Annotated in this window: 21 protein-coding genes; 12 read left to right on the top strand and 9 right to left on the bottom strand. The window is 41.4% G+C overall.

The window, feature by feature from the left end; genetic code table 11:
- Positions 1–80: 80 nt before the first annotated feature.
- The gene (locus DW121_RS05950) at positions 81–533 is read right to left on the bottom strand and encodes a hypothetical protein (RefSeq protein WP_147399663.1); all 453 of its coding nucleotides are present in this window, start codon (positions 531–533) and stop codon (positions 81–83) included.
- Positions 534–724: 191 nt separating this feature from the next.
- On the opposite strand from DW121_RS05950, the gene DW121_RS05945 reads away from it, so the two are divergent.
- Positions 725–2,704 carry a tetratricopeptide repeat protein gene (locus tag DW121_RS05945; protein WP_118323272.1) on the top strand — a complete coding sequence of 660 codons (1,980 nt, stop codon included), beginning with the start codon at positions 725–727 and terminating at the stop codon, positions 2,702–2,704.
- A 135-nt stretch (positions 2,705–2,839) separates the two neighbouring features.
- On the opposite strand, the gene DW121_RS05940 is transcribed toward DW121_RS05945, so the two are convergent.
- Positions 2,840–4,639, bottom strand: a complete 1,800-nt coding sequence (locus tag DW121_RS05940; protein ID WP_158573917.1) for a PAS domain-containing sensor histidine kinase — start codon at positions 4,637–4,639, stop codon at positions 2,840–2,842.
- 225 nt (positions 4,640–4,864) lie between these two features.
- Entirely contained in the window at positions 4,865–6,583 is a 1,719-nt protein-coding gene (locus DW121_RS05935) for a helix-turn-helix domain-containing protein (protein WP_118323270.1), read from the bottom strand.
- A 106-nt stretch (positions 6,584–6,689) separates the two neighbouring features.
- On the opposite strand from DW121_RS05935, the gene DW121_RS05930 reads away from it, so the two are divergent.
- A complete protein-coding gene (locus DW121_RS05930) occupies positions 6,690–8,327 on the top strand; it encodes a B12-binding domain-containing radical SAM protein (RefSeq protein ID WP_118323269.1) in 1,638 nt (545 codons plus the stop codon).
- Positions 8,328–8,647: 320 nt separating this feature from the next.
- Here the strand turns inward: DW121_RS05930 and DW121_RS05925 are convergent, their stop codons facing one another.
- Positions 8,648–9,490, bottom strand: a complete 843-nt coding sequence (locus DW121_RS05925; RefSeq protein WP_007665467.1) for an AraC family transcriptional regulator — start codon at positions 9,488–9,490, stop codon at positions 8,648–8,650.
- Positions 9,491–9,617: 127 nt separating this feature from the next.
- Between DW121_RS05925 and DW121_RS05920 the strand changes: the two genes are divergently transcribed.
- The 5 genes from DW121_RS05920 (at position 9,618) to DW121_RS05900 (ending at position 13,233) form a co-directional block, all read left to right on the top strand.
- Complete coding sequence (locus DW121_RS05920; protein WP_118323268.1) at positions 9,618–10,217, top strand: sugar O-acetyltransferase; 600 nt, start codon at positions 9,618–9,620, stop codon at positions 10,215–10,217.
- Between the two features lie 2 nt (positions 10,218–10,219).
- Entirely contained in the window at positions 10,220–10,888 is a 669-nt protein-coding gene (locus DW121_RS05915; protein WP_087426976.1) for an HAD family hydrolase, read from the top strand.
- A 113-nt stretch (positions 10,889–11,001) separates the two neighbouring features.
- The gene (locus DW121_RS05910) at positions 11,002–11,673 is read left to right on the top strand and encodes a zinc ribbon domain-containing protein (RefSeq protein WP_118323267.1); all 672 of its coding nucleotides are present in this window, start codon (positions 11,002–11,004) and stop codon (positions 11,671–11,673) included.
- Between the two features lie 80 nt (positions 11,674–11,753).
- Entirely contained in the window at positions 11,754–12,359 is a 606-nt protein-coding gene (locus tag DW121_RS05905) for a hypothetical protein (RefSeq protein WP_118323266.1), read from the top strand.
- 25 nt (positions 12,360–12,384) lie between these two features.
- Positions 12,385–13,233 carry an RteC domain-containing protein gene (locus DW121_RS05900; RefSeq protein ID WP_118323265.1) on the top strand — a complete coding sequence of 283 codons (849 nt, stop codon included), beginning with the start codon at positions 12,385–12,387 and terminating at the stop codon, positions 13,231–13,233.
- Positions 13,234–13,271: 38 nt separating this feature from the next.
- On the opposite strand, the gene DW121_RS05895 is transcribed toward DW121_RS05900, so the two are convergent.
- Positions 13,272–14,084 carry a helix-turn-helix domain-containing protein gene (locus DW121_RS05895; protein ID WP_118323264.1) on the bottom strand — a complete coding sequence of 271 codons (813 nt, stop codon included), beginning with the start codon at positions 14,082–14,084 and terminating at the stop codon, positions 13,272–13,274.
- A gap of 28 nt (positions 14,085–14,112) precedes the next feature.
- Positions 14,113–15,462, bottom strand: a complete 1,350-nt coding sequence (locus DW121_RS05890) for an MATE family efflux transporter (protein WP_118323292.1) — start codon at positions 15,460–15,462, stop codon at positions 14,113–14,115.
- A gap of 394 nt (positions 15,463–15,856) precedes the next feature.
- On the opposite strand from DW121_RS05890, the gene DW121_RS05885 reads away from it, so the two are divergent.
- The 4 genes from DW121_RS05885 (at position 15,857) to DW121_RS05870 (ending at position 19,424) form a co-directional block, all read left to right on the top strand.
- Positions 15,857–16,216 carry a helix-turn-helix domain-containing protein gene (locus DW121_RS05885; RefSeq protein ID WP_087426971.1) on the top strand — a complete coding sequence of 120 codons (360 nt, stop codon included), beginning with the start codon at positions 15,857–15,859 and terminating at the stop codon, positions 16,214–16,216.
- A complete protein-coding gene (locus tag DW121_RS05880; protein ID WP_118323263.1) occupies positions 16,179–18,224 on the top strand; it encodes a bifunctional DNA primase/helicase in 2,046 nt (681 codons plus the stop codon). The genes DW121_RS05885 and DW121_RS05880 overlap by 38 nt, the downstream gene beginning before the upstream one ends.
- Before the next feature lie 12 nt (positions 18,225–18,236).
- Positions 18,237–18,515 (top strand): helix-turn-helix domain-containing protein, encoded by a 279-nt coding sequence (locus DW121_RS05875; RefSeq protein ID WP_118323262.1) that lies wholly within the window; start codon positions 18,237–18,239, stop codon positions 18,513–18,515.
- Between the two features lie 390 nt (positions 18,516–18,905).
- The gene (locus DW121_RS05870) at positions 18,906–19,424 is read left to right on the top strand and encodes a dihydrofolate reductase family protein (RefSeq protein WP_118323261.1); all 519 of its coding nucleotides are present in this window, start codon (positions 18,906–18,908) and stop codon (positions 19,422–19,424) included.
- A gap of 114 nt (positions 19,425–19,538) precedes the next feature.
- On the opposite strand, the gene topB is transcribed toward DW121_RS05870, so the two are convergent.
- The gene (gene topB, locus DW121_RS05865) at positions 19,539–21,626 is read right to left on the bottom strand and encodes a type IA DNA topoisomerase (RefSeq protein ID WP_118323260.1); all 2,088 of its coding nucleotides are present in this window, start codon (positions 21,624–21,626) and stop codon (positions 19,539–19,541) included.
- 26 nt (positions 21,627–21,652) lie between these two features.
- Positions 21,653–22,957, bottom strand: a complete 1,305-nt coding sequence (locus tag DW121_RS05860; protein ID WP_118323259.1) for a DUF4099 domain-containing protein — start codon at positions 22,955–22,957, stop codon at positions 21,653–21,655.
- Positions 22,958–23,174: 217 nt separating this feature from the next.
- Here DW121_RS05860 and DW121_RS05850 point away from each other — a divergent pair, with 217 nt between their 5' ends.
- Positions 23,175–24,212, top strand: a complete 1,038-nt coding sequence (locus tag DW121_RS05850; protein ID WP_118323257.1) for a YhcG family protein — start codon at positions 23,175–23,177, stop codon at positions 24,210–24,212.
- A 151-nt stretch (positions 24,213–24,363) separates the two neighbouring features.
- Here DW121_RS05850 and DW121_RS05845 read toward each other — a convergent pair whose 3' ends face one another.
- Positions 24,364–25,860 (bottom strand): toll/interleukin-1 receptor domain-containing protein, encoded by a 1,497-nt coding sequence (locus DW121_RS05845; protein WP_118323256.1) that lies wholly within the window; start codon positions 25,858–25,860, stop codon positions 24,364–24,366.
- Between the last annotated feature and the right edge of the window lie 6 nt (positions 25,861–25,866).

The following is a 25,866-nucleotide window of genomic DNA, read 5'->3' as shown; positions in this document are numbered from 1 at the left end:
AAGAGAGTAGATTCTTCGCTACGCTCTGAATGACAGATACTCTTGATATAAATTAAAATTCAACACTTACTTATTGAAATTTAGTTTATGTCAAGAGTATTTACAGGATACAAAGGCAACACCGCATTCCGCTCTACCTCCCAAACACCGGTTTCGGCAATCTGCATACCGGAGACATCGCCAAACAACCTATCAATATCCTCACGACAAGACACTCCGCTCAAGCTAAGCGCATGAGGAACAAACAATACGCAAAAGTTCAAAAAGCCTTCTTCCACTATACAATATAGCATATATTGCCCTTTCGACAGTTTCATCTCCGCCTCAGGGAATTTACGGACCAAATGTCCCGAACGGTCAAACGCAAAAATAATGCAATGCAAATGCGGGTGAGACCATTCTATCTCATCAGCCATCAGACAAACCTGATAACTCCGTTTCGCCTTTATCTTCCGAACCCTCCTACCGTACTTCATACCCCAATAGAAGCCTATTATAATAAGTACGAATCCGGTTACAATAACTAACTCCATATATGTGCTTTCCTTTACTTTTTCCAACGCGATGATTAGTTGTTGCAAATATAGAGTATCGCTATATATACTCAGATCGGAAACAAGGGGACAAAAAGTGGACAAATGAATTAATTTCACCAAAAACTTGTGGAAAAGATAAGTGGACATTATCTTTGCAGTCATTAGATAACAAACAGTAAATAAGGCAGATGGACAAAACAAGCAATAGGATAATCTTATTATTTCCTCTTTTCATTCTATTTTTCCTTTCTACCGTTTCTTCACAGACTCCCGCCATAGAGAATTTGGAAAAGAAACTGGCAACACACACCTATGCAGACACCGTAAGAGTGAATCTCCTCAACAAATTGGGTTACGAACTCTACGCCATCAATGCCGACAGAGCCAAAGCATACGCCCAAGAGGCACAAAAGATTGCTACCGGATTGAACTATCCCGAAGGAGAAGCCGCCGGACTGTGGATTACCGGACTGACAGCGAGAAACACTCCCAAAACGGCACTGGAATATTTCGAGAAAGCACTGGACATAGCCGAACGTGTAAAAGACCAAACCGGCATCTGCAACTACCTCCTTGCTATCAGCGTTGTCCAAAAGGCCATGGGAAACATAAAAGCCAGTGATGAAGCCATAGAAAAAGGCCTTCGAGCAAGCACCGCATTAAAAAACCCTGCCATACGCATCAAATTGCTATACAACTCCGCAAACAATCTGACAAGTCGGGGAGAATATCCGCAAGGCATCCGGAAACTGCAAGAAGTCATCGTCCTCTCCACCGAAAGCAATAACAAAACAATGCTGGCAAAAGCCCAATCCAGCATAGCAACCGCTCTCAACAGACAGGGAGACCCGCTGCGTGCATTGGAATATTACCTGAAAGGGCTGCACATCTACGAAGAACTGAACGACCAAAGAGGCATCTGCGGATTGCTTGTCAATATGGGAAGTGTCAAATCGGAACAGAACGAACAAGAAGCTGCCCTGAAAGATTTCAACCGTGCGCTGCAACTAAGTAAAGAGCTGAACGACCCTTTCCTGATTTCCGCCTGCTATGCCAACATCGGCAACATCTACAAACGTATGCACCGCCCCGAAGCGCTGCACTATCTGCAAGAAGGAGTACGGACATCAGCCGGAATCAACATCGGATTAAGTATCAACCTATTAATAAACATCAGCTGCATCTACATTGAACAGGGGGAGTACGACAAAGCGCAAGAGAATCTGACCCGTGCGCTCGCTATGGCGCAACAAGCCAAAATAGAGTATGCACATGGTGAAATCTTACGTTTGCTGGGTACGCTGCACTATAACCGCAAGCAATATGCCCGCGCTTTGGAGTATGCCAACAAAGCCTTGCAGATAGGTCGTAAGATTAACTATATGGAACTCAACAAACACATTCAGGAATTGTTGTCGGGCATCTATGCAGATACGGGGAAATTTAAGGATGCATATAACGCCCACGTGCTGTACAAACAACTAAGCGACAGCATCCTCAACGGAAAGAACATTCGCCAGATAGCCTTAATGGAGAGTTCCTACAAATACGAAAAAGAAATACAAAACTATGAACTGGAGCAGGCCAACCAGACGTTACAGATACGCAACCAGCGTTATATCATCTTCTTCCTCATTTCCGCCACCCTGCTCATCATCATCCTTACCGCCCAACTATACCGTTCCAACCGTCTGAAAAAGAAAGTCCTCAAACTGGAAGTAGACCAAGCCAACAGCAAGCTGGAATACAGTCAAAAGGAAATGACCTCCGCCACCCTGAAACTGATACAGAATGCCGAAAGCGACAACTACTGCATAAAGATGCTGGAAAACATAGAGAAAGGAGACGATGAAGAGAAGCATAAGGACATACGCTCTCTCATCAACTACTACAAAAGTAAATCAACGTATGCCAACTGGGAAGAATTCGAGACTCTGTTCCTCGAAGTCAATACCGGCTTCTATGACAAACTGAACGAACACTACCCCACCCTCACCAACAACGAGCGCAAGCTGTGTGTATTCCTGAAACTGAATATGAGCAACAAGGATATTGCCCAAATCACTTTCCAATCCGAAGAAGCCCTGAAAAAGGCACGCTTGCGGCTACGCAAGAAGCTGGGACTGGAAAGGACAGACAATTTGGCGGGGGTTATACAGAGTCTGTGATATGAAGCTAGTCTGCAAAGGGTAAGCCCTCAAGATTTCAAACTGAGCCGCTTCTACGGGTAGATTAGCATAAAAAAGTCCCGCAAATCTCAACGACCTACGGGACCCCAGAATAAACAGAACTCAGGATACTTTTTAGTATCCTTCAATAAGTTGTGAACAGCAGGGCAGACTTACCCAAAATTTGCTTCCTACACCGACTTCGGAATCAACGCCTATGATTCCACCCATACTCTCTACAATAGACTTACATATCGATAACCCCAAACCAGTCCCCTGTGCAAAAGAGTTTAGTTTTTCAAATCGGTCAAAGATTGTAGAAAGTTTATTCTTCGGTATTCCACATCCTGTGTCAGTTACACTCAACTTCAACTCCTGTTTATTTACTTCATAAGTTATATCTATATATCCTTTTGTTGTATATTTTATGGCATTAGACAGAAGATTATCCAACAACTGTCTTACACGCCTTTCATCAAGCTCAACCAGACACTCTCTTTTTGGTCCATTAATCCGGACTTTTACTTCATTCTTATCTTTCCACTCCTCAACGCTTTCAGCAATCGCTTTCGAGATATTAAACCACTTGTAACACAAATCTATATGACCGGCTTCAATCTTCGAAACATCAAGCATATCATCCACCAGCTTCAACAACAATTTGTTGTTACGCTGAATAATTTTATTATACTCTTCCCGCTCATCCTCGCTTTCTATGTGCGTCAGAATACTGGAAAATCCAACAATAGCATTCAATGGCGTACGAATTTCATGACTCATACTTGCCAGAAAAGCTGATTTTACCCTATTGGCCTTTTCCGCCTTTTCTTTAGCATCCCAAAGCTGTATCTCCAGTCGCTTTCTTTCATCAATCAGATGAGTGGCACCAATCACTACCGTAGGTTCCCCATTCTCATCGCACTTGTAAACAGCACCAAACCCTTCACGCCAATGAACTTTTCCATCATCACTTACACACCTGTATTCACCGGCATAATAATCCAACTCTCTATTTTTTATTCTCCTCAGCCCCTCCAATATACTTTCTCTATACTCCGGCAGTATCTGCGAAAAATAGTCTTCCTCTTTTATCACTGTACACTTCGAACCGTTTTCCAGATTCCCATTCAGATAAATCTCTTTCCGCCTTAAATCCCATTTCCAGAATTTCAAATTTATTGTTTCCAATAACAATCGATGCTGCAGGGTCTGTTCTTCCAGTTGCCGGGTCTTTTCACTCAATTCGGTTATATCCAAAGCCGAGCTAATAAGCCAACGTGCTTCACCATTATAATACAAAAGCTTCTTATGCATACTTAAGATATGCTCTTTACCATCAAACAAGTGCAAATGCTGTATCGAATCAGACGTTCCTTTACGGGTTGCTTCCATATCGGTCCGCCAAAAACTATCAGCTACTTCCTTGGATAGCACATCCGCATTTTCTCCCACTATATTACCACGTGAAAGATTATACAAGCTTTCCGCTTTCCTATTCCATATTAAGTACTTATAACTGTTAGTAATATCTTTCACGGTAGTTGCTACCGGCAAATTATCCAATATATGCTCCATTAGGAAATTACGTTCCTTTATTTCCTCAAACTCATAATTGGTTACTGAAACAGTCTTTATCATCAATAAAACGCTACTCTTATTAAAATAAAAAATCCTCACTTTATCTTGAGTAGTTCCACCCGCTTCCAAATTTACAGAAACAACCGTTTCGACCTCTTCCTTTGTTCTGAGCACTTTACCGATTAACTCCAAAATATGCCTGGTTGAATCTTCAGAAAACCATTGATTAAGGTTTGCCCTACGCTCATGAACCACCGGGTTCAAATGAAATATATACCTGTCTATTTTCTCATTATACGTCTTCATCACCTCTCCATCCTTGCTGATAAGGAAAACAGGATCAGATATTGCACGCATAACGTTACAACCCAAGAGTTTACATCGTTTATATGCTTGCAAGCCATAAACAGCCATAACTACAGAGAGCAATAATAAGAAGCAAAGTATATACATAGCAGTTGTTTAGCACCGCAAAGGAAAGCATTTCCCTATTGAAGAATGCAACTTCATCAACGCCTACTATAAAAAAATGTCCTCAAGTTTATAAAGAAAAGTCTTACAATACTGTTTTACAGAGATTTATTACTTCAGTTCCATTTGAACCTTTTTAAATTCCGAAGGCGTCATTCCCGTTTTACTTTTAAACAAGTTATGAAAAGTAGGCATACTATTAATGCCGGAAGCCTCTGCTATGGCACGTAAAGTATACTCAGGATGTTCTTTCAGCAACTGTATGGCATGATTTAAACGCAATTCATTGATATAGCCATTTAGATTAGTACCTGTATTCTCTTTTATCATTTTAGCAAAACGAGTATTATTCATACGCGCCATTCTAACTAAATCTTCTCTTGATAAATCAGCAGAAAGATACAATTCTTCTCTTCTTATCTGAGAATCCAGCTTCTGAAAAACCAATTTATTGATTTCATATTCCTGTCCCACATCCGCAGGCTCCATATCCAATTCATCTTGCAGAAGACCATTATCTGTTTCCTCAAACGATTGAGATTTTTTATTTTGCTCGGAAAGTTCCTCATTTATATACTTCATCAACGTCCTGTTCTTATCCTTTATATTACGGTTCTGCAACCAGACTTTCCAAAGGAAAAATAATGCCAGTAACACCAAAAGGCAAATAAAAACCAAAGAGATTGTCCGTATCCTCAATTGGGAAGCCTGCTCCGCAATATGCCTTTCTTTTTCATCAGCATCATACAAAGCATCCAACTCCAACGCCGCATTTGTCTTTTCACGCTGATGTATACTATCTGTTAAAGCTATAAAAGCAGCACTGAGTTCAACGGCTCTCTTGTACTTTCCCAAACCGGTATAAGCCATTATTTCCTTAGACAAAACACCACGATACTGATAGTTGACCGTATCCTGTTCCCTAAAGACGTTTTTCAAGTCACGACAATTATCCAATATCTCCTGATATTGACCTGCGAGGAGCAGATAAGGAGTAGCATCGTATTTCCCGGCAGGGGTTGACGCGGCTTTAGTTGATTTATACTTCGCAAAACACTCCTCCGCTTTCCGCTTATCACCCAAACGATAATAAAGGTAAGCCAATTTTGAATATAAATATGATTTTTGTAAATCCAAATAAGCAGCTTGCACTCCTTCTGTCCTTTCCATTTTCTCCAGCAACCTCTGTCTGTACAACCCGACAGTCAAAGCATCATCTATCAATCCATCATCTATCAAGAAACTCATTTTAACTCCGGTAAAATAAGAAAGCGTACGCAGACCATATATATTATCAGCATCACTCAAAAGCCGGATAGCTTCATCAAACGTCTCGTAAGCCTCTTTTTTAAAAGACAACCGGCGTTTGTTTTCGCCCATACAGAACAGCAGCCGGACTTCTGCCTGTTTATCATTTATATTCCTTGCCAGCCGGACACCTTCAACAACATACCGATTACTCACCTCATATTCACTCAACAGGCTTGACAGCTCCGCCAACATAATTGTCGTTTTCAGTAAACGTTCGGGATTATTACTTGCTATAGAGTCCTGTACATAGGCTTTCCGCGCATAGTGAAAAGCCAATTTACATTGATATTTATGGCGATAGACCATACTGCGCAAATCGTTTATCTGAACAGGCAACATTAGTTTCTTCTCCTCAGCCTCATCCAGCAACAGTAATGCACTATCGGGATTGGTCATATATATATCCGTTATGTGCTGCTCCGTATAAAGCGAAGCCTGCCCATTATACTTTTTCTCCTGACTCCTCGGAAAAACGCTGTTCGCCAAGAATAAGAAACAGATATAAAGGAGATATTTCATAGCTTTTGAATCTATCCGGATTTATTAATCTCCCGCAAATATATACTTTTTTATTTATCCTAACAGTAAAATCATCTATCTTTGCAAAGATGAAAATTAATCAAATATGAAAATTCTCTGGATAGACCTGAATTGTTCTTACGCTCATTCCTCGCTGGCACTTCCCGCACTACATGCACAGATAGCGGAAAATACCTCTATTGAGTGGGTAATCGTATCTGCCACAATTAATGAAAACGTAGGAAGCATTGTAGATGATGCCTACCACCATAAGCCTGATATTATTGCTGCGACAGCTTGGCTGTTCAATCACGAACAATTATTACATATCACATCAAGACTGAAAGCATTGCTTCCCGAAACCTGCCTCATATTAGGCGGTCCGGAATTTCTCGGAGATAATGAATTCTTTCTGCGCAAAAACCCTTTTGTGGATTGTGTATTCAGAGGAGAAGGAGAAGAAGCATTCCCCCAATGGTTAACTTGCTGGAATCATCCGGAACAGTGGAATACTATCCCCGGATTATGTTTTTTGGACGCAGATAAACAATATAAGGATAATGGGATAGCCCGTGTATCAAATTTCTCCGGATTAATTCCACCCGAAAACAGCCGCTTCTTCAATTGGAGCAAACCGTTTGTCCAGCTTGAAACTACACGCGGATGTTTCAACACATGTGCCTTTTGCGTCAGTGGAGGTGAAAAACCGATACGCACCCTCTCCATTGACAGCATCCGCCAACGGCTTCATACCATCCATGAACATGGTATCAAAAACGTACGTGTCCTTGACCGTACATTCAATTATAATACACGACGCGCAAAAGAATTGCTCCAACTCTTTTTAGAATATCCCGACATACGTTTCCATTTGGAAATACATCCGGCATTGCTTTCCGATGAATTAAAAGAAGAACTAAAACAGTTACCTCAAGGACTGCTACATCTTGAAGCGGGAATCCAAAGTTTGCGCGAACCCGTCCTTGAACAAAGCCGCCGTATGGGTAAGTTATCCGATGCCTTAGAAGGGTTGGAGTTTCTCTGTTCACTCCCGAATATGGAAACCCATGCCGACCTCATCGCCGGACTTCCCCTCTATCATCTTAATGAAATATTTGAAGATGTATATACCCTTGTCGAATATAATGCAGGAGAAATACAGCTGGAGTCACTCAAATTGCTTCCCGGCACAGAAATGCGCCGACGAGCCAAAGAACTCGGGATAAGCTATTCCCCCTTCCCACCCTACGAAGTTTTAGAAACAAACGAAATCAGTGTCAGCGAACTGCAAACGGCCCGCCAACTATCCCGCCTGTTAGACGGCTTTTATAATACTCCTGCCTGGCAATCACTGACAAGAGAATTGATATTAAACGATCAATCTTTCTTGTCTGGCTTTCTTGAATACCTAATACGGATAAACCTTATAGACCAACCCATGAGCTTGGAAAAACGAGGTCTTATACTATACGAATACTGCAAACAAAATTATCCGGAGTATCAAATGCAAGCCAGCATCGCATGGATAGAAGCCGGTATGTCATTAAAAAAAGTCCCGGCAGAAAAGGTAAAAACCAAACATCAGGTTCCACCAGAAAAATGGGAAGTCATATATGGAGATTATAAAGACAGTCTTCGGCTTTGCTTTCTCCCACTTGATGAGACAGCTCAATGCGGCTATTGGTTTGGATTTGAATCAGAAATACAAAAGGCTGTTCCTGTATTCAAGGCAAAGACTTGTTAGAAACAAATATCGTGTTTCGTATAAAATTGATTTCTTACAATCATTCTGCGGAGAGACAGGGTTATGAACCTGTATCTCAATATCCTTGAAATTCAATTCTTTATCAATGTGTCAAAGCCTTAGGGGGTACAACTTAGGTTACAAAATCTACGCTTTTCTGTCACCTTTTGGCTGTTCGTTGTCTGCCTAAAACTACGGTTCAAAGATACGGCTTTCTTTTGAATTATGCAAATCATTGAAAATAAATATTCTACGGTTAGTGCAAGGTGCAAGCTATATATATATAGATATATACTTGCACCTTGCACTAAAAAAGAACTTTATTGCCCCCTATGCTTCTTCCTAAAATCAGTAGGATTACAATCTTTGTATTTCTTGAATAGCCTATTCAAGTGGCTTTCATCCGTAAATCCCAATTCCTCTACTATCTCGCTAATTCTCATTTCGCTGTGTAAAAGCCGACTTTCCACCATTTTCATCTTATAGTTTAAGATATACTGCTGCATGGTTTCGTTGGTCTGCTTTTTGAAGTATCTCCCAAGATAATTGGGTGAAATACCAAAATGCTGGCTTATCGCTTTGGCTTTTATCTTTTCGGGATAGCAAATGTTGGATTGGATATATTGTAAGATGTTCAGTGACTTTTCTTCTGAATTTTCATCTATCTGTTCAGGCAGGAACATAGCAATGTTACGGGCAACAACAATAACAATCGTGTTGATTAACTGCGTGATAATTTCACTGCTGTATATATTCCTATTCACATATTCACGGATAATCGCTTCTATCATAGGTTTTACCAGCAATTTATCGGTTTGATTGCGTAATATACAGCCGGGGCGGTGATTGGCGTGTTGCAATATAAATTCCAGCCGTTGAATGTTCTCCGCTCCAAAAACAGCCGAATGAATGTAGATGTCATTGAATTTTATATAGACGAACTTTGTAGTAGTATGAATGTCGAAAGAATGTATGTCACCGGGAGTAATCATGAAAAGATGTCCGTCATGATACGGAAATTTATTGTTGTTTATCCACTGAATACCTGTTCCCGATAGAATATACACCAATTCAAAAAAAGTATGGTCGTGTTCCTTTAATTGTGATTCGTCCAGTTCACTGAAACAGATTTCAAACGGTTGATGTAGATTTTCCCTTTTCATTTTATGAATTTTGTTATTTGGGCGTAAAGATACAAATAAAAAGAAAAACAATACATATATTTACGCTTGGATATGTATAACTTTGCCACAAACAAAATAAAGCAGTAACTTTTATCATCATTAAGATATGAAAAATGAATTGGAAAAATGCTTGTCGGGTGAATGGTACGATTGCCATGCTCCCATATTTATGGAGTTTAAAAGAAAAACTCATGAACTGTTGCTGAAATACAATTCCTTGCCATATGAGTGTAAGGAAGAGAAGTATGCAATACTGAAAGAAATGTTTGAAAGTATCGGCAAGAAAGTTTCAGTAGGACATTCTTTCATCTGTGATTATGGCTGCAACATCAGCATAGGTAACAATGTCAGCATAAATACCGGATGCACCTTTGTGGATTGCAACAAAATCATTATCGGCAACAATGTATTGATAGCCCCCAATGTACAAATCTATACGGCTACCCACCCTGTTGAATTGAATGAGCGGCTGACACCGACAGAAACAGAGAACGGGATAGCATATATCCGTCACACGTATGCCCTGCCTGTTACCATTGAGGACGGTTGCTGGATTGGTGGCGGTGTCATTATTCTGCCGGGTGTTTCTATCGGTCAGGGAAGCGTTATCGGAGCGGGAAGTGTTGTCACCAAATCCATTCCGGCAAACAGCCTTGCCGTAGGAAATCCATGTAAAGTAATTCGGAAAATCAATACTTCCATATAGCCATGATTAAATTAGTCGCTTTCGATTTGGACGGTACGATAGGCAATACCTTGCCGATGTGCATACAGGCTTTCAAGAAAGCCACACGACCATATATCGGACATGAATTGTCGGACGAAGAAGTGGTGCTTACTTTTGGTTTGAATGAAGAAGGCATGATTGGCTGTGTCGTTGATGAACCTTATCGGCAACAGGCGTTGCATAACTTTTATGTGATTTATAAGAATTTGCATCAAGAAATGTGTCCAACGCCTTTTGAGGGAATACGTGAGTTGATAGCCTTATTAAAACAAAAGGGTATTATTGTGGTACTTATCACCGGAAAGGGGATGAATAGTTGTGATATAACTCTCAAGCAATTCAATATGAAAACTTCTTTTACAAAAGTCATTACGGGAAACGCTGAAAGGAACATTAAGGCGGAAGCATTGAAAGGACTCTTGCATGATTATCATTTGGCTGCAAATGAAATTGTATATATTGGGGATGCACTTTCAGATATAACGGAGTGCAGGAAAGCCAATGTGATGTGTCTGTCTGCCGCTTGGAGTATTCCACAAAATGAAGTGACAACCTTAGAAAACTGTAACCCTAAAAATGTGTTTTATTCGATACCGTCCTTATCCGATTATCTCTTGGTATCAGATAATAGAAATAACTTTGCATACTAATAGATATTTCGCCATAAAGTCGTTTTTATACAATAGAACAGATACCAATAGTAGTAATTTTACAAGTTCATTAAGACAAACAATATAGTAACATTAGAAAACAAGTAGTAAATATGAAACAGAGAATTTGCCAAAGTTGTGGTATGCCTATGCCCACTGATGATTTGCTGGGAACTCACGGTAACGGATGTTTGTGTACTGAATATTGCTGCCACTGTTTCCAAAAAGGATTTTTCACCAACCATTCATTGGAAGAACAAATCGAACTGAATACCCAGTCCGAAAGTCTGGCTGCATTTAACGAAGCGTCAGGAAGTAATTTTACCAAAGAAGAAGCTATCGAAGGACTGCGCAAGTTCCTGCCCACGCTCAAACGCTGGATGCCTATCAGACAGCAGGCTGAATGGGTACTTGAACAATGTGGTTACACCATACTTTCCACTATCAGTGAAAATGGTTATCCTCGCCCGGTAGCTATCGACCTATTGCGCCATACCGATATATCAACTTTATGGATGACAACAGCCTTATCCACAGAAAAGGTAAAACATATCAGACAAAATTCAAAAGCCGGGATTTGCTTTGTTCACGAAGCGGACAGCGTTACTCTAACCGGAAAAATAGAAATACTTACTGATGAGGAAAACCGTCAGAGCTTTTGGCAAGACTATATGTTACACTATTTCCCGCAAGGTGTAAATGACCCGGATTATTGCATTCTTTGTTTCCATACGGAAGAAGTAGTTTTGTGGATAGACAGAAAATTTGAGCGCATCGTGTTATAATGTAGCCCAATACTCCCGATAAAACAAGCACGGAAGAATTGGTAACATAAATTTATTTACCCATTGAAACAAAAAATAAAATGAAAAACGAAATAATTCAATTTTTAAGGGAGAATATCATTGGCAAAACATTGCTTACTGGTGCAGTTTATAAATTAGAGAACGGAAATTTAGAAGGCGCATATAGCGACAAAATGACATTCTCAAATTTGGTGACAACAGAAAACGGCTTTAAGTTCAATATGACAACTGTCACCCAAGAATTGGTTTACAATTTGGATGATAAAGGAGCAAGAACCACCATAGCCAAAGATTATACAGGAACAAGTGTGTTTTGTTATGAATTGGCAATGCGAAAAAGCACAAAACAAATCACAGGTTATATGCGCTGTGTTTCAACAACAGTTCAAGATTACACAATGGAAGCCGTAGTTTGTGGAATATTTGATGTGACTTTTGACGGGAAAGAATTGAAATGGCAAGAAAATCAGCTGCTATATAGAGATAATCCCATAGGGGAAGATAAATATAAACCTGTCGCCTTTCATTCCAAAGTTCGTTTTTATCTTGATAACGGGAAAGTCATATTTGAATATTTGCCAACGCTTTGGGATATATCCCCTGACACATTGGAAAAAAGATTGTCTAAAGATGATTATCCTTCTTATATATCAAAAGAACAGTAATTGAATGAAATGAACTACTTATACCATGAAAGAAGAAGTAGATAAGATATTAGAGCAAATAGAGGTCGATATATTAGAAATCGACCTCTACGGCTATGATATTATCGAAACTTCTCTTTCAATGGTGCATAAGTTACAAAACATACTTAATGATTTAAGGATGAGAGTTCAAACCTATGTCTTTCCAACCAAAGAGGATGAAATACTATTCTTCAAGACGCAGAAACCGGAAATACTTGCCCGATTGTTATTCTTCTATAAGATTTATCGGATAGAAACACAATGCCCTAATGGTAGCGATGAAGTAATTAGAAATTATATCAATCGGGAACTGGATAATCTGACCTACTTCTTCAATCGTAACTTGGACTTTTACCAATACTACCGTTCACATTCAACGGTGTACGATGAATATTATTTTGTTCGTGGGAATGCTGATTTACGTTTATGTACCGATAGCGCACAATTCGATAAAGACCCGAATTTTTCAACCGGATATGACTATAAGGTGGCTAAGATTATAGCCAATGAAATGCTGCGTATTTATCTGAACAAACGATTAGTGAAGCTGGAAACTAACAATCAGATAGAAGACAATCTTCAAAAGTATCTGAAATATCCTTTCCGTTTCACGGGTAAAAAAGTCTTTTTGATAGAATTAGGGTATGCCCTTGTATCTGCGGGTGACATTAATAACGGCAATGTAGAGATAAAAGAAATGATGAAGTTTCTTGGTACGGTGTTTCAAGTCGATTTGGGCGATTACTATGCTTCTTATATAGCTATGAAAGAGAGAAAAGACCGGACGGCATATCTTCATCATCTTATAGATAGTTTGATTAAACGGATGAATGAGGATGATATGAAATGTTAGCACAACAAATAATTACAAAAAGCGTTGTTGCTGTATTTCTATAATTCAAAATGCAACACTTCTACTTTTTCATTTGTTGGGAGTGAAAGAAAAGCATTGGGTGTATTACCTGAAAGCCTTTTTACTTCCCTATATAGGTGCGGTGTATCATAATATCCCGCTTGGATAGCGACAGACAAAAGGTTATCGAATGAAGTATTGGATTTTAAAAGGTGAATAGCGTTCCAAAACTTGACGATTCTACTATATTCTTTGGGCGAATAACCTGTGTAAAATTTAAACTTCCGCTCAAATTGCCGTAGGCATAAGCATGCTTCTGTTGCCAATTCCTTAATCGAAACAATACCTTTCTGCCTACTAATCAAGGAAACAGCATAAGATATTTGCTTTTCTGTATCCGTGTTGTTTTTGTACACTTGTCTAACCAACTCATATTCAATAACATCAATTGGATTTTGATTGGATTCGCAGAGTTGATATATGAAAGATTGACTAAAAAGGACTGGAAATTCTTGGCTGTCAATTCCTTGATTTGTCAATTCGTTTAGCGGAATATCTATAAATCGAAAAAGTCCGCATGGGCGAAACCGTATTCCTATAATATGAATGAAGTTTGTGTGAGCAACTAATTCCGTAAATGTATTCATCGGTCCAAAGAAATAGGAATGATAAGGCTTCATTATCAAGCTATTCCTGATGCAATCTGCGGCATTACCCACTATGAAAACAAAATCAGAACAACCATGAGGTGGAATGTTGAATTTCAATCCACTTCTTGTTTCTCCTTTATATTCCCAAAAGTGATAGATAAAAGGAGCTAATATGCTACATGGGGAATATTCTTTATACATATAACAAAGATAATCATCAACTCTAATTCTAAGAAATATTAGTGGTTAATTTTTTGTCTTGATTGATAAAGCGCATCCACCAATGGTGAATATGATAAAGAGAAAGTATAAACACGCATGAAAAGTAAATATGCTCCGATGTCCACAATAGTGGAACACTCGAACTAAAATGACTAATTGTTTCCACATATACTATGTAAACGACTAAGGATATAAATGCTATCAATAAAGAAGCGACAGCATGACCTATTCCCGAAACTGCACTAAAAAATACGAATGTAGGTACAGCTATCAAGTAAGAAGTTAGCATAACTTTTAATGTAGGGATAGCCTCAAACACCAATACTGTATTGTCACTATAAATCCGCAAAGCAGATGATGGGAAAAACAGGAACAGTACCATTATCGGCAAAATAGTCATGTAACATAAGAATATTACTTTTTTGCATACATATAGGATAGAGTTACCTTTATTCTCTCCTATGAGATTTCCAACCAAAGAACTAACAACAGATGCAAAAGCTTGTACGAAAAGAAAAAGAAAGGACGAAATGTTTCTCACAATATTCGTAATAGCTAATGACCTCTCCCCGAAATGCTCTATTGTAATGAAAAAAACAAACCAACTGCCAAATACTAATCCATGCTGTAACATCATCCAAATAGAAATAGATAGTATCTTTTTTAATATTGTACAATCTATGGTTATTCGCCTTTTTAATCCATATTTGCAAGAACTTACGTTCTTTTGGGTATATATGATAAAATGAATTACCGCAACCGCTTCGGAAATGACTGACGCTATGGCTGCTCCAGAAATGCCTAATGCGGGAATACCTAATGCTCCAAATATTAAGATATAATTCAGAATAACATTAATTGCTACCATAATTATAGAATTGAGCATTAATGCGGAAGTGTGTATTATTCCGATATAAAAGGCTCTAAACATGATAATTGTAAAAGAAAAAAAGAAACCATAGATTCTCCAATCAAGATATTGTAAAACAGCTTGGAGTACAAATTCAGAATCTATAATTGATTTTAGTATAATTGGTGAAATTATAGAAGAAAACAATATTACTATTACCGCAATTATCAGCAAAAACAATATGCCTTGTGAGAGAATTTTTCCAGCTTCTTTATACTGTTGGCTTCCATTATATTGGGCTATTAAGATTTGCGCTCCTATGCTGAATCCAAATCCAATCATGTATATAATCATATAATAAGTACCAGCTATAGCTGATGCAGCCAATTCAGTTTCTCCAACTCTTCCTAAATAGGCTGTATCAGTAAAACCTATTAAGTATTCCATTAATAAACTAACCAATACAGGCAGACTGGTTTTATAAATTGATATATAAGTAATATTCATATTCATTTCATTTATCCGGCAAAGTTACTTCACTTGGTTCGTATTAAATTGTATAAAAACGACATGGATGTTTTTATATGGCATCAAAGAAGCAAATACGATACTTACAAGATATTAGTAACCGTTTCTTGACAATTTCACGTTGGTTCAAAAAAGGATGAAAATGATATGAACTATAAATTTCTGTATTCCAATATGTAGAAGTACCATGTTCACCCCAATATGGTACTTCCTTTTTATGGTGAAATATATTTTGAAAATGATATTTTGGGGGGAGTTTTTACACCGATATTCCCAAAAAATAGCCTAAAAAAGTAATACCATGATAGGTACGACCATGACTTTTAGGTTATTTCTTCTACCGAACTTTGCGGCAAATCAATAAGTTAGCATTATGGAGATTATAACATTTGAGTCAAAAGCCTACAAGGAACTTGACAACAAGATTACCGCCATTGCCGATTACATCTTCAATCACTTGGACGAAAACAAGACCGATGAAGATGAAATTTGGGTGGATAGTTACGAAGTATGTACTTTCTTGAAAATCAGTGACCGAACCCTGCAACGCCTGCGGGCGGCAGGAATGATTTCTTACTCCGACATCAAGGGACATTACTTCTATAAGATTAAGGAAGTCAAGCGAATGTTGGAAGAACGCCTGATTAAGCGTGACAAGGAGTGTATAAACGAACTGATAACCAATCATCAGAAATATGTTAAGGAAAGAAGAAATACTAAGCAGGACAAATAGCGGTATGTTCGTTTTCAAGCATTACTTGCCCGGTGACTGGCGTATAGGCAGGCATTTTCTTAACCCGCTCTATCAGGATAGGAAAGCATCGTGTAATATCTACTTTGACCGCCATAGCGGTATGTATAAGATGAAAGATTTCGGTAACGACAATTATAGCGGCGACTGCTTTTTCTTCGTTGGACAGTTAAAAGGATTGGACTGTAACCGGGCGGCTGACTTTGTGGAGATACTGGAGATTATCGACCGGGATTTGGGGCTGGGACTGGCGGCAGGAACTCCGATAGCTATTCCTGCAACGGTAAATAATCGGAATGTGGCAGACAAAACCGAAGAAACACCTGAAAAGCCAGTCAAGCCCTACCAGTTCCAAGAACAGAAATTTCCGCTTGCAGAACTGATGTACTGGCAACAATATGGCATCACGCCTGAACTGCTGGAACATTACAAGGTCTGTTCCCTCCGGGAGTATAACAGCGAAACGGCAGAGGGGAAACCATACACCTATGTTTCATCGGTGACAGAACCCATGTACGGTTACAAGGGCAAACAGTATATCAAGCTGTATCGTCCGTTCTCCACGCCCCGTTTCCTCTACGGCGGCAGCTTCGGTGAGAATTATTGTTTCGGACTGGAACAACTGCCCGCCAAAGGTGATACCCTGTTTATCACGGGCGGTGAGAAAGACGTGCTTTCTTTGGCGGCACACGGATTTCACGCTATCTGCTTCAACAGTGAAACGGTGACTGTCTCGCCCACGCTGGTTTATCGGCTGACATTCCGCTTCAAGCATATTGTATTACTCTATGATACGGACAAGACAGGCAGGGAAAGCGCACGCAAGCAAGAAAAGCTATTGGAAGAATTTGGCGTGAAACGTCTGCTCCTGCCCCTTCCGGGGACGAAAGAGGAAAAGGATATTTCCGACTACTTCAAAGCCGGGAACACCCGTGAGGATTTCTTGAAACTGTTTATTGAATTTTTGGACAACCTATATAGTGACACATTGATTATGCTAAAATCGTGCGAGATAGATTTCAACAACCCGCCCGCCAAAGCGCAAGTGATTATTTCGGCGGGCGATGTTCCATTGGGAACACAAGGCAACCTGTTCGGCATCACCGGGGGCGAGGGAACAGGCAAGAGCAATTATGTAGCCGCAATCGTGGCGGGCTGCATCTGCCCGGCTGATGCGGAAGTAGATACGCTGGGCATACAGATAATGACCAACGGGAAACATAAGGCGGTCTTGCTATATGATACCGAACAATCGGAAGTACAGTTATTCAAAAATGTGGGCAACCTGCTGGCAAGAGCCAAACAGCAGGACAAACCGGAAGAACTGAAAGCGTTCTGCCTGACGGGTATGTCACGCAAGGAACGCTTACACGCCATTGTGCAGAGCATGGATAAGTTCTACTACCAGTACGGCGGCATCCAGTTAGTAGTCATTGACGGTATCGCCGACCTCGTAAAAAGTGCCAACGATGAAGCGGAAAGCGTGGCGGTGATAGATGAACTCTACCGACTAGCAGGCATCTATAATACCTGTATTCTTTGCGTACTGCATTTTGTACCGAACGGCTTAAAACTGCGGGGGCATTTGGGTAGCGAACTGCAACGCAAGGCGGCTACTATCCTGTCGATAGAGAAAGACGAAGAACCTACCCAATCGGTGGTGAAAGCACTGAAAGTGCGTGACGGTAGCCCGCTGGACGTACCCCTGATGCTCTTTGCATGGGACAAGGAAGCCGGGATGCACGTGTACAAAGGGGAAAAGCCCCGTGAAGAAAAGGAGAAACGCAAGGAAAAGGAGTTGGTGGGCGTTGCCCGTGACATCTTCGGGCGGCAGACACATATCACCTACATAGACCTTTGCGAACAGTTACAGCAGTTCTTGGACGTAAAGGAACGCACCGCCAAAAGCTATATCCGTTTCATGCGTGAACGGGACATCATCGTTAAAGACCCGGCAAACCAAAGTTATTTTATGATAGGTCTAATTTAATCCGACAGCACTATGTATATAGATAAAGAAAATTTCGTGGCATGGATGGAACGTATCATGGACAGGTTCGATATGCAGGACAGGAAAATAGACCGCCTGTTAAGTGAACACAATTACCTGAACGGTGAAAAATTGCTTGACAATCAGGATTTATGCTTCATGCTGAAAGTGAGTACCAAGACCTTGCAGCGTTACCGCAAGAAAGGCATATTGCCCTATATCATGCTGGACGGGAAATATTTCTACCGGGCAAGTGACATACACAAGTTAATTCGTGAACGCACAGATTAAATTGGGTTACATATACTCCCTGTTATCCTGCCGTGTTGTTGTGACATGGCAGGATTTCTGTTATTTACAAGGTTATTTCATTGATTTTCTCTACCTTTGCAAAAGTAAATAAGAGAATAACGGCGATTGAACAACTGAGGTTGTGATTTCGTCTTTATATATAACATATTCGTTCGCCGAATATCTCAAAGTAGAAAACTGGCACTTTTCAAAATGAAACGAGATTTCAGCGCAATGTCTATGCTATGCTTTGTCATAGCGTGGGCTTGTCTGTCCCGTTTCAAAGGTATGCCAGTACCTCTACTTTGGAGCAGTGTAAGTTCACGCTTCTTTTTTGAGGTACTGGCGGACAGTTTGAAAAAGATTATCAACTGTTTAACACCTTATAGGATGAAACAAATTAAAGCGCATATCGCCGTATCTCTTGACGGACACACAGCCACCTTAGACAAGGAACTGGACTGGCTACCCCGTGAAATAAAAAATATCGTTGGCAAGCAATACTTGGAAGCGGATTGCCTGCTTGTGGGAGCGAACACCTACAACTACATCTTTGAGCACTGGGGCGGGTGGCCGCACAAAAGCAAGCGGTCTTTTGTGGTGTCACACTACGACACCAATGTTACACCGGACTGCGGCGTGGAGTTCTTGACCGAAGAACCGCTGCAAAAGATTTATGAACTGAAACAGGAAAATGACATGCTGGTGGTGGGTGGCGGCAAGTTGCTTACCTCGCTGGTAAAAGCCGGACTGTTGGATAGTCTGACTATCTACACCGTGCCCGTCATGGTGGGCAAAGGCATCGGCTTCATCGGTGAAACATTCGGCTCGCAGTGGAAGCTGGCGGAAAGCAAGGTGCTAGCTAACGGGGTTATTCGTTCGACCTATCTGTTTGACGGGAATTTGTAACAAGTAAAGAAGCATTAAAAATGCGCCCGGTTTCCCTCCGGGCGCAACCACTAAAATTTCAATTATTACAAGCCCAAAAACTTATCACAATGAAATTCCAGTGGTAAAGATAGACTATTTCTTCGGTTTGGCTTTCTTTTCGGGGAACGAAAAAGCGACATTGAACTGTTCGTCCAGTACCAGCGAAGCATCGAAAGCCTTGCCGTTCTTGCCCTTGAAGCCCTTGACTAGCCCGGTCTTGCGTTTCGTCACCAGTTCGACAACCTGCTTATCAGAAAGTTGCTTGTCGCACTTGTTTCGGAATATGGTAAGCGTACAGTCCACGTTGGAACATTTCGCCACTTTCGGGTAAAACAGGATGCGCCCGCTGCCGCATTTCGGGCAGGGACAGGTTTCACCAGTAGCGACAGATAGCTGTACCGACAGCAGTTCTGCGGTGATTTGCGTTGCGTACACCTCGATGCCCTTTCGGAACGTGTCGGCATCCATACTGCCCGCTTCTATCTTGGCAAGGGCGGTTTCCCACATGCCCGTCATTTCGACATCGGCAATCTTCTTGTCCCTGACAATTTTATAAACGGCAAGCCCCTTGTCGGTGGGTACAAGGTTCTTCTTCTCACGCACGATATACTGGCGGGCGAACAATGTTTCTATAATCGCCGCACGGGTGGCGGGCGTACCTATCCCGGCATCTTTTAAGCTGGCTTTCAGTTCGGCATCCTCCAGTTCCTTTCCGGCGTTCTCCATTGCGGCAAGCAGGCTGCTTTCCGTGTGCAGCGGTTTCGGCTTGGTCTGCTTTTCGAGCAGATCCACGCCGGAGAGTGGCAGAAATTCTCCCTCCCGGAGCGGTGGCAGGCTGGCGGCTTCTTCATCCTCTCCCGTTTCCTGCTCGCTGAACACTGCCCGCCACCCGGCTTCTTTCATCACAGACCCTTTCACCGTGAAGTCGGTATCTCCGGCAGACAGCACGGCGGTGGTTACGTCTTTCACGCACTTGCCCGAAAAGGCTTCCAGCATACGCCCGGCTACCAGTTCGTAAACCGCCCGTTCGTCTTTGGAGAGTTCACCGGGCAGGTTTTCAGTGACGATTAAGGCGTGGTGGTCGGTCACTTTGCCGTCATTCACGCTGCGGCGGTTCAGCGTTACGCCGTTCAACCCGGCGGTATATCCGGTAAAACGGGGATATTGCCCCAGCAGGGCAACACGCTCCGGCATTTCATCGAAAACGTCCTCCGGGATATAGCGGCTCCCGGTTCGGGGGTATGACATCACTTTCTTTTCGTACAGGCTTTGCATTATGGTAAGGGTCTTGTCCGCCGAAAAGTTCAGTATCGTGTTCGCTTCCTTTTGAAGTGAAGTCAGGTCGTACAAAAGGGGCGGTTCTTGGGTGGTTTCTTTCCTCTCAACGGACTTCATCATAAGCTGCCCGGCATCCTTTACCCGTTGCAGGGCGGTTATGGCTTCGGGTTGCCGCTCCCACTTGGCGGTAGATTGGGCGGTGAAACTGATTCCCCCACTGGCGGCACTAACTTTGAGTTGCCAAAACTTGGTCGGGACAAAGTTCTTGTTTTCCAAATAGCGGCTACATATCATCACGAGCGTGGGTGTTTGCACCCTGCCCAGCGAGAACACGCCCTGCCCGGCTGCCACGCTCAACGCTTGGGTGGCGTTTATGCCTATCAGCCAGTCTGCTTCGCTGCGGGACTTGGCGGAGAGGTAGAGATTATCGTATCGCTCGCCCGGCTGCAAGTTATCCAGCCCCTCACGGATTGCCTTGTCAGTAAGGCTGCTTATCCACAGACGCACAAAGGGCTTGGTACAACCTAAATAGTTATAGATATAGCGGTGTATCAATTCGCCCTCACGCCCGGCATCGGTGGCTACAATAATCTTGTCGCACTGGTCGAATACTTCTTTAATCACTTTCAACTGTTTCAGCACACCGGGGTCTGCCTTGTAGCCTTTCTCGGCTTTCACCTGACGGGGGATTAACCGGAAATCGGGCGGCAGTATGGGCAGGCTCTCCCTACGGAAGTTCGCCACGCCGTAGGCTTCCGGCATGGCAAGCTGGATTAAGTGGCCGAACGCCCATGTCACCATGTACCCGTTGCCGGAAAGGTAACCGTCATTCTTCTGTGTCGCCCCGATGATGCGGGCGATGTCTTTTGCCACGCTGGGCTTCTCTGCTATCAATGCAATCATAATTCTTTACTTTTTAAGGGTGGGTACTACATTTTAATTCCTTTGGACTTCTTGGGCTTGTCCGCTTTCAGGCTCTTGTCCTGCACTTTCTCCTGCTTCTCTTTCTGCTTGGCGGTGGGCTTCTGCTGTCCCTGTTTCAGTGGCTCTTTGCCCTGCTTGGTGGCTTCGTTGGTCTTGCCCTCTGTATTGACCGCTACCTGTGTCCGGCTCTCGGCGGCAGGAGTAACGTCTTTCGGCTGCACCTTGTCGGGGGATTTTCCCTGTGCGCCGGGCTGCACATGACCGTTGAACTCAATGCCCTGCCCGTCCTTTAGCCCGGCTACCTGCTGCTGTCCCTGCTGTAAGAACTGGACGGCGGCACGGGGCAGGAACTCTAAACCACGCTCCACTGCGCTGACCTGCAAATAGGCACTACGCCGTGTGCCGTCCCTGAATTGCAGGTTTTCCATTTTGACCGCTTGCCCGGCTTCAAAGGCGGCTTTCTGCTCCGGGCTGACTTTCACGTTGCAAATGGTATCGGGGCATTTCCATTTGTCCGCCCGCATATATTCCAGTTCGTGCGTGTACCTGTCCCGGCTGACGAACACGGGGATTTGCTCGCCACTTTTCGGGTCTTTGATTTCTGCGATACCACCCAAGTTGCCAGTACCCTGCAAGTTGCCCTGTTCCTGCTTGGTGAAGCCGTATTCATGGAACGGGCGTTGCAACAGCTTTTCGTCCTGCTGTACACCGTGCAGCTTGGGAACTACCGTGCCGTCCTTAGCCTGATAGAAAGAGAGTTTGACATCGGTAGGTTTGAGGTAGAAGCCGCCCACCGTTCCCGAAACGGTGTAGGTGTTGCGGGACTTGTAGCCACGCATCACCCGGTCGAAGTCTTTCGTGTTTTTCAGGGTGTCGGCGGTGATACCGACTTTCTTTAGGTTCTCCCAGTCGATTTTTGCCGGGTCGAAGCGGTATCCCTGCTTGAACTCGTGAAAGTCTGGCTTCGGAACTCGTAGCATTTCAGCCTGTTTGCTACCCTCCGGTGTCGGGTTGCGGTGGTTGTCCTCGATAGCCCTTGCCTGTTGTTCCGCTTCGGAAGCCTTTACGCTGAACAGTTCCAGCCCGGAAGTGTCCTGGAACTTGCGGTAGAAGTTGGAAATGAAGTTGGTGAACACATCGCTGTTTTTGTCCACCTGCATGAACTCGCCGCCATGTGTCGGCGATACGGTCTGCGAATTGCCGTCCTTGTCGAAGCCTTTAACGGCACTCACTTTGCCCTGCTGTTTATCCAAGACCAGCAGCACGTCTTTTTCCTGCCCCTCTGTGGGCGGGGTCATTCTGTTTGCCATAAATAATTGGAATTTTAGTGGTTACGGGAATAGTCCCGCCCAAAGGTAGCGACTAAATATGCTATATTTGGATAGGCGGAAAGGAGTGTCCGTATTTGTCCTGCGCTGTCCCGATTTGTCCGGGTAGGATGAAAAAAGAAGCGATAAAACAGAAGCAGTCCATTACTTAATCCAAAGAAAAACATAACTTTGCAATCAGTTATCATACATACAGAATATGACAGAGAAAAACAATTCTATATTATCCCCCGAATATCTCAATTTCAAAAATGAGATAACCGCCCGTATCAGGTCTGCCCAGTATGAAGCATTAAAGGCTGTAAACAAGGAAATGATAGCCTTATACTGGGAAGTCGGCAAACGGATTACCGAGCAACAGACAGCATTAGGTTGGGGAAAATCCGTTGTGGAAAACCTTTCACGGGACATACAGAAAGAGTTTCCGGGGATAAAAGGATTTGGAGTTTCCAATATGTGGGACATGGCACGTTTTTATGCTGAATACCAGTCCAATGAAATTCTCCAACCATTAGTTGGAGAAATTAGCTGGTCGAAACATATAGTCATTCTGACGAAGTGCAAGGAAACACGACAACGGCAATTTTATATATTGGCTACCAAGAAATACGGTTGGACAAAAGACGTTCTTATCAATAAGATAGAAGCCAAAACTTACGAGAACTATTTACTTGGGCAAAGCAATTTTGACAATACCCTGCCTGATAAAATAAAGAACCAAGCTATACTTGCATTAAAAGATGAATATACATTTGACCTTGTAGGGCTTGCAGAGGAACATTCGGAATATGAACTGGAACAGGCTATTATTAAGAATATCCGTGCGTTCCTTATGGAGTTCGGTACTGATTTTTCATTCATAGGCAACCAATATCGGCTGGAAGTGGACGGAAAAGAATACTTCATAGACTTGCTGCTGTACAACAGACGTTTGCAAGCCATGATAGCCATAGAACTAAAAATCGGAGAGTTCCAGCCGGAGTATAAAGGCAAAATGGAATTCTATCTAAATATTTTGAATGATACGGTAAAACTACCACATGAAAATCCGGCTATCGGTATTATCATTTGCAAGTCCAAAAGCCGCATGATTGTAGAGTATGCCTTGAAAAGTTCCAATATGCCTATCGGGGTGGCAACCTACAGCCTTTCTTCCGAACTGCCCGAAGCCTATAAAAAGCTATTACCGACATCGGAAGAAATAGCTAAAAAGATAGAAATATTAATCGAAAAATAGAAACAGAAACGTCACAACATTTGTTGTGACGTTTCTATAACTTACTAATCATATCTTAAAAAGTAAAGTAGATATTATCTCAATTAGTATAGTAAAGATTTCCTAAAGCAAAAGCAACCATAGAATTAGCAAACTATTTAGTTTGTTCATTTCATGATTGAGCAGGATTAATTTTGGGATAAATTAATTCTGCAAATTTTCTTTTATTTATAAAATCAGGAAATTTAACAGAATCATCTGCAAAGATACATTCAATGCATCTACTTTTTCCATCACAATCTGTTTTATTACATGATTTTAAATTTCTTATACGGTCAGGGAAAGAGGCTAAATACACAAATGTTTGCAACAACCATTTATCAATATTGCCTGCACCCAATTTGTCCTCTAATTCTTTCTTTGAGAAAAAGAGTTTCTGAGTATCTTGAAATATAGTTTTATCATCCTCCTGTTTTAACACAGGAATAAATATAGCACCGATACTAGAATTAATTTCAGTAAACACATGAGCCCATTGAGACTTTTCATCAGCACCAGCAATTATAATAGGAGAACCTTGTCCTAAATAACTCATTTGCTCTGCTTCATAAACGCTAGCAGTCCAAACAAAAATAGGGCTTATATATTTAAGGGTTGTTCTATCTTGAACTTTATGTATTGCCGATGCATCATACGATTCATCTTTAGTATTGAAGAAAGAAAGTTTGCTTATTTTTACCGATGAGCTTATTTTTACAAACTTAGATAAAATTAGAGCACCATTAGAAAATAATGGGTCATAATATTCATTTAAAAAAGAGATTGTGTAATTTGTAATATCTTTTTTCTTTAATACTTTTTCTAAGCTTTCTTTAAAAATAACATCTTCTCTGCTAGGTGTAATATTTGAATTATTTCCACAGTTTGCAATTATTACTTTCAAGGGGCAACCTAATAAAGCAAGAACTCTTGCAACTTCAATTTGAGCAAAATGGATTATGTTTACCTGTTGTCTAGGTACTACTGGCCAAATAACAGGAGACTTACTTGTTATACATTGATACGTAAGATTATAACATTCAAAACCATTATCATCAAATAATTTATAGATTGTTTCTGCAGTTATATCAATCAAGCCAGATGTATCTTGAGTATCAAACGGAGATTTTCCAATAGGAGCAACTGCATGAAACTCCTTACCCCAGATTTTGTGGTATAATTCTTTAAATCTATCATTAAAAAGAGAATCTTCAGAAAAATCTATAGCGTAATAATCCTTAAATTGAAATGGAAACACAGAATCAAAATCAGTATTATCTCTCTTGATGAAAATAAGTTTCTCTTTACTATCTGTTCTTCTAGCTAATATTGTAGCCAAAGACATCTCATATCCAACACCACTACTTAGTTCTTTTGCTTTTTTTGCATAATTCTCTGTAACAACAATCACAACTTTATCTGAATCCTTAAAACCTTGAATCATTATTTGATTTAAGTCGCTTGTAACATTTAGGGCAAACTTATCTATTATTGCATTCACTCCGGCATCAGTTCTCAATTGATTTGCCAACTGTTCAACCCACTGTTCATGCTGTTCACAATCATAGCTATAACTAATAAAAACCTTAGGAGCAGTAGAATTATTTTTATTTTCAAATATATTTTTCATTTCCTT

Origin of the sequence: Bacteroides sp. AM10-21B, from assembly GCF_003472565.1 — a bacterium.
GTDB classification, from domain to species: domain Bacteria; phylum Bacteroidota; class Bacteroidia; order Bacteroidales; family Bacteroidaceae; genus Bacteroides; species Bacteroides propionicigenes.
This window is presented reverse-complemented; position numbering and strand designations above follow the sequence as displayed.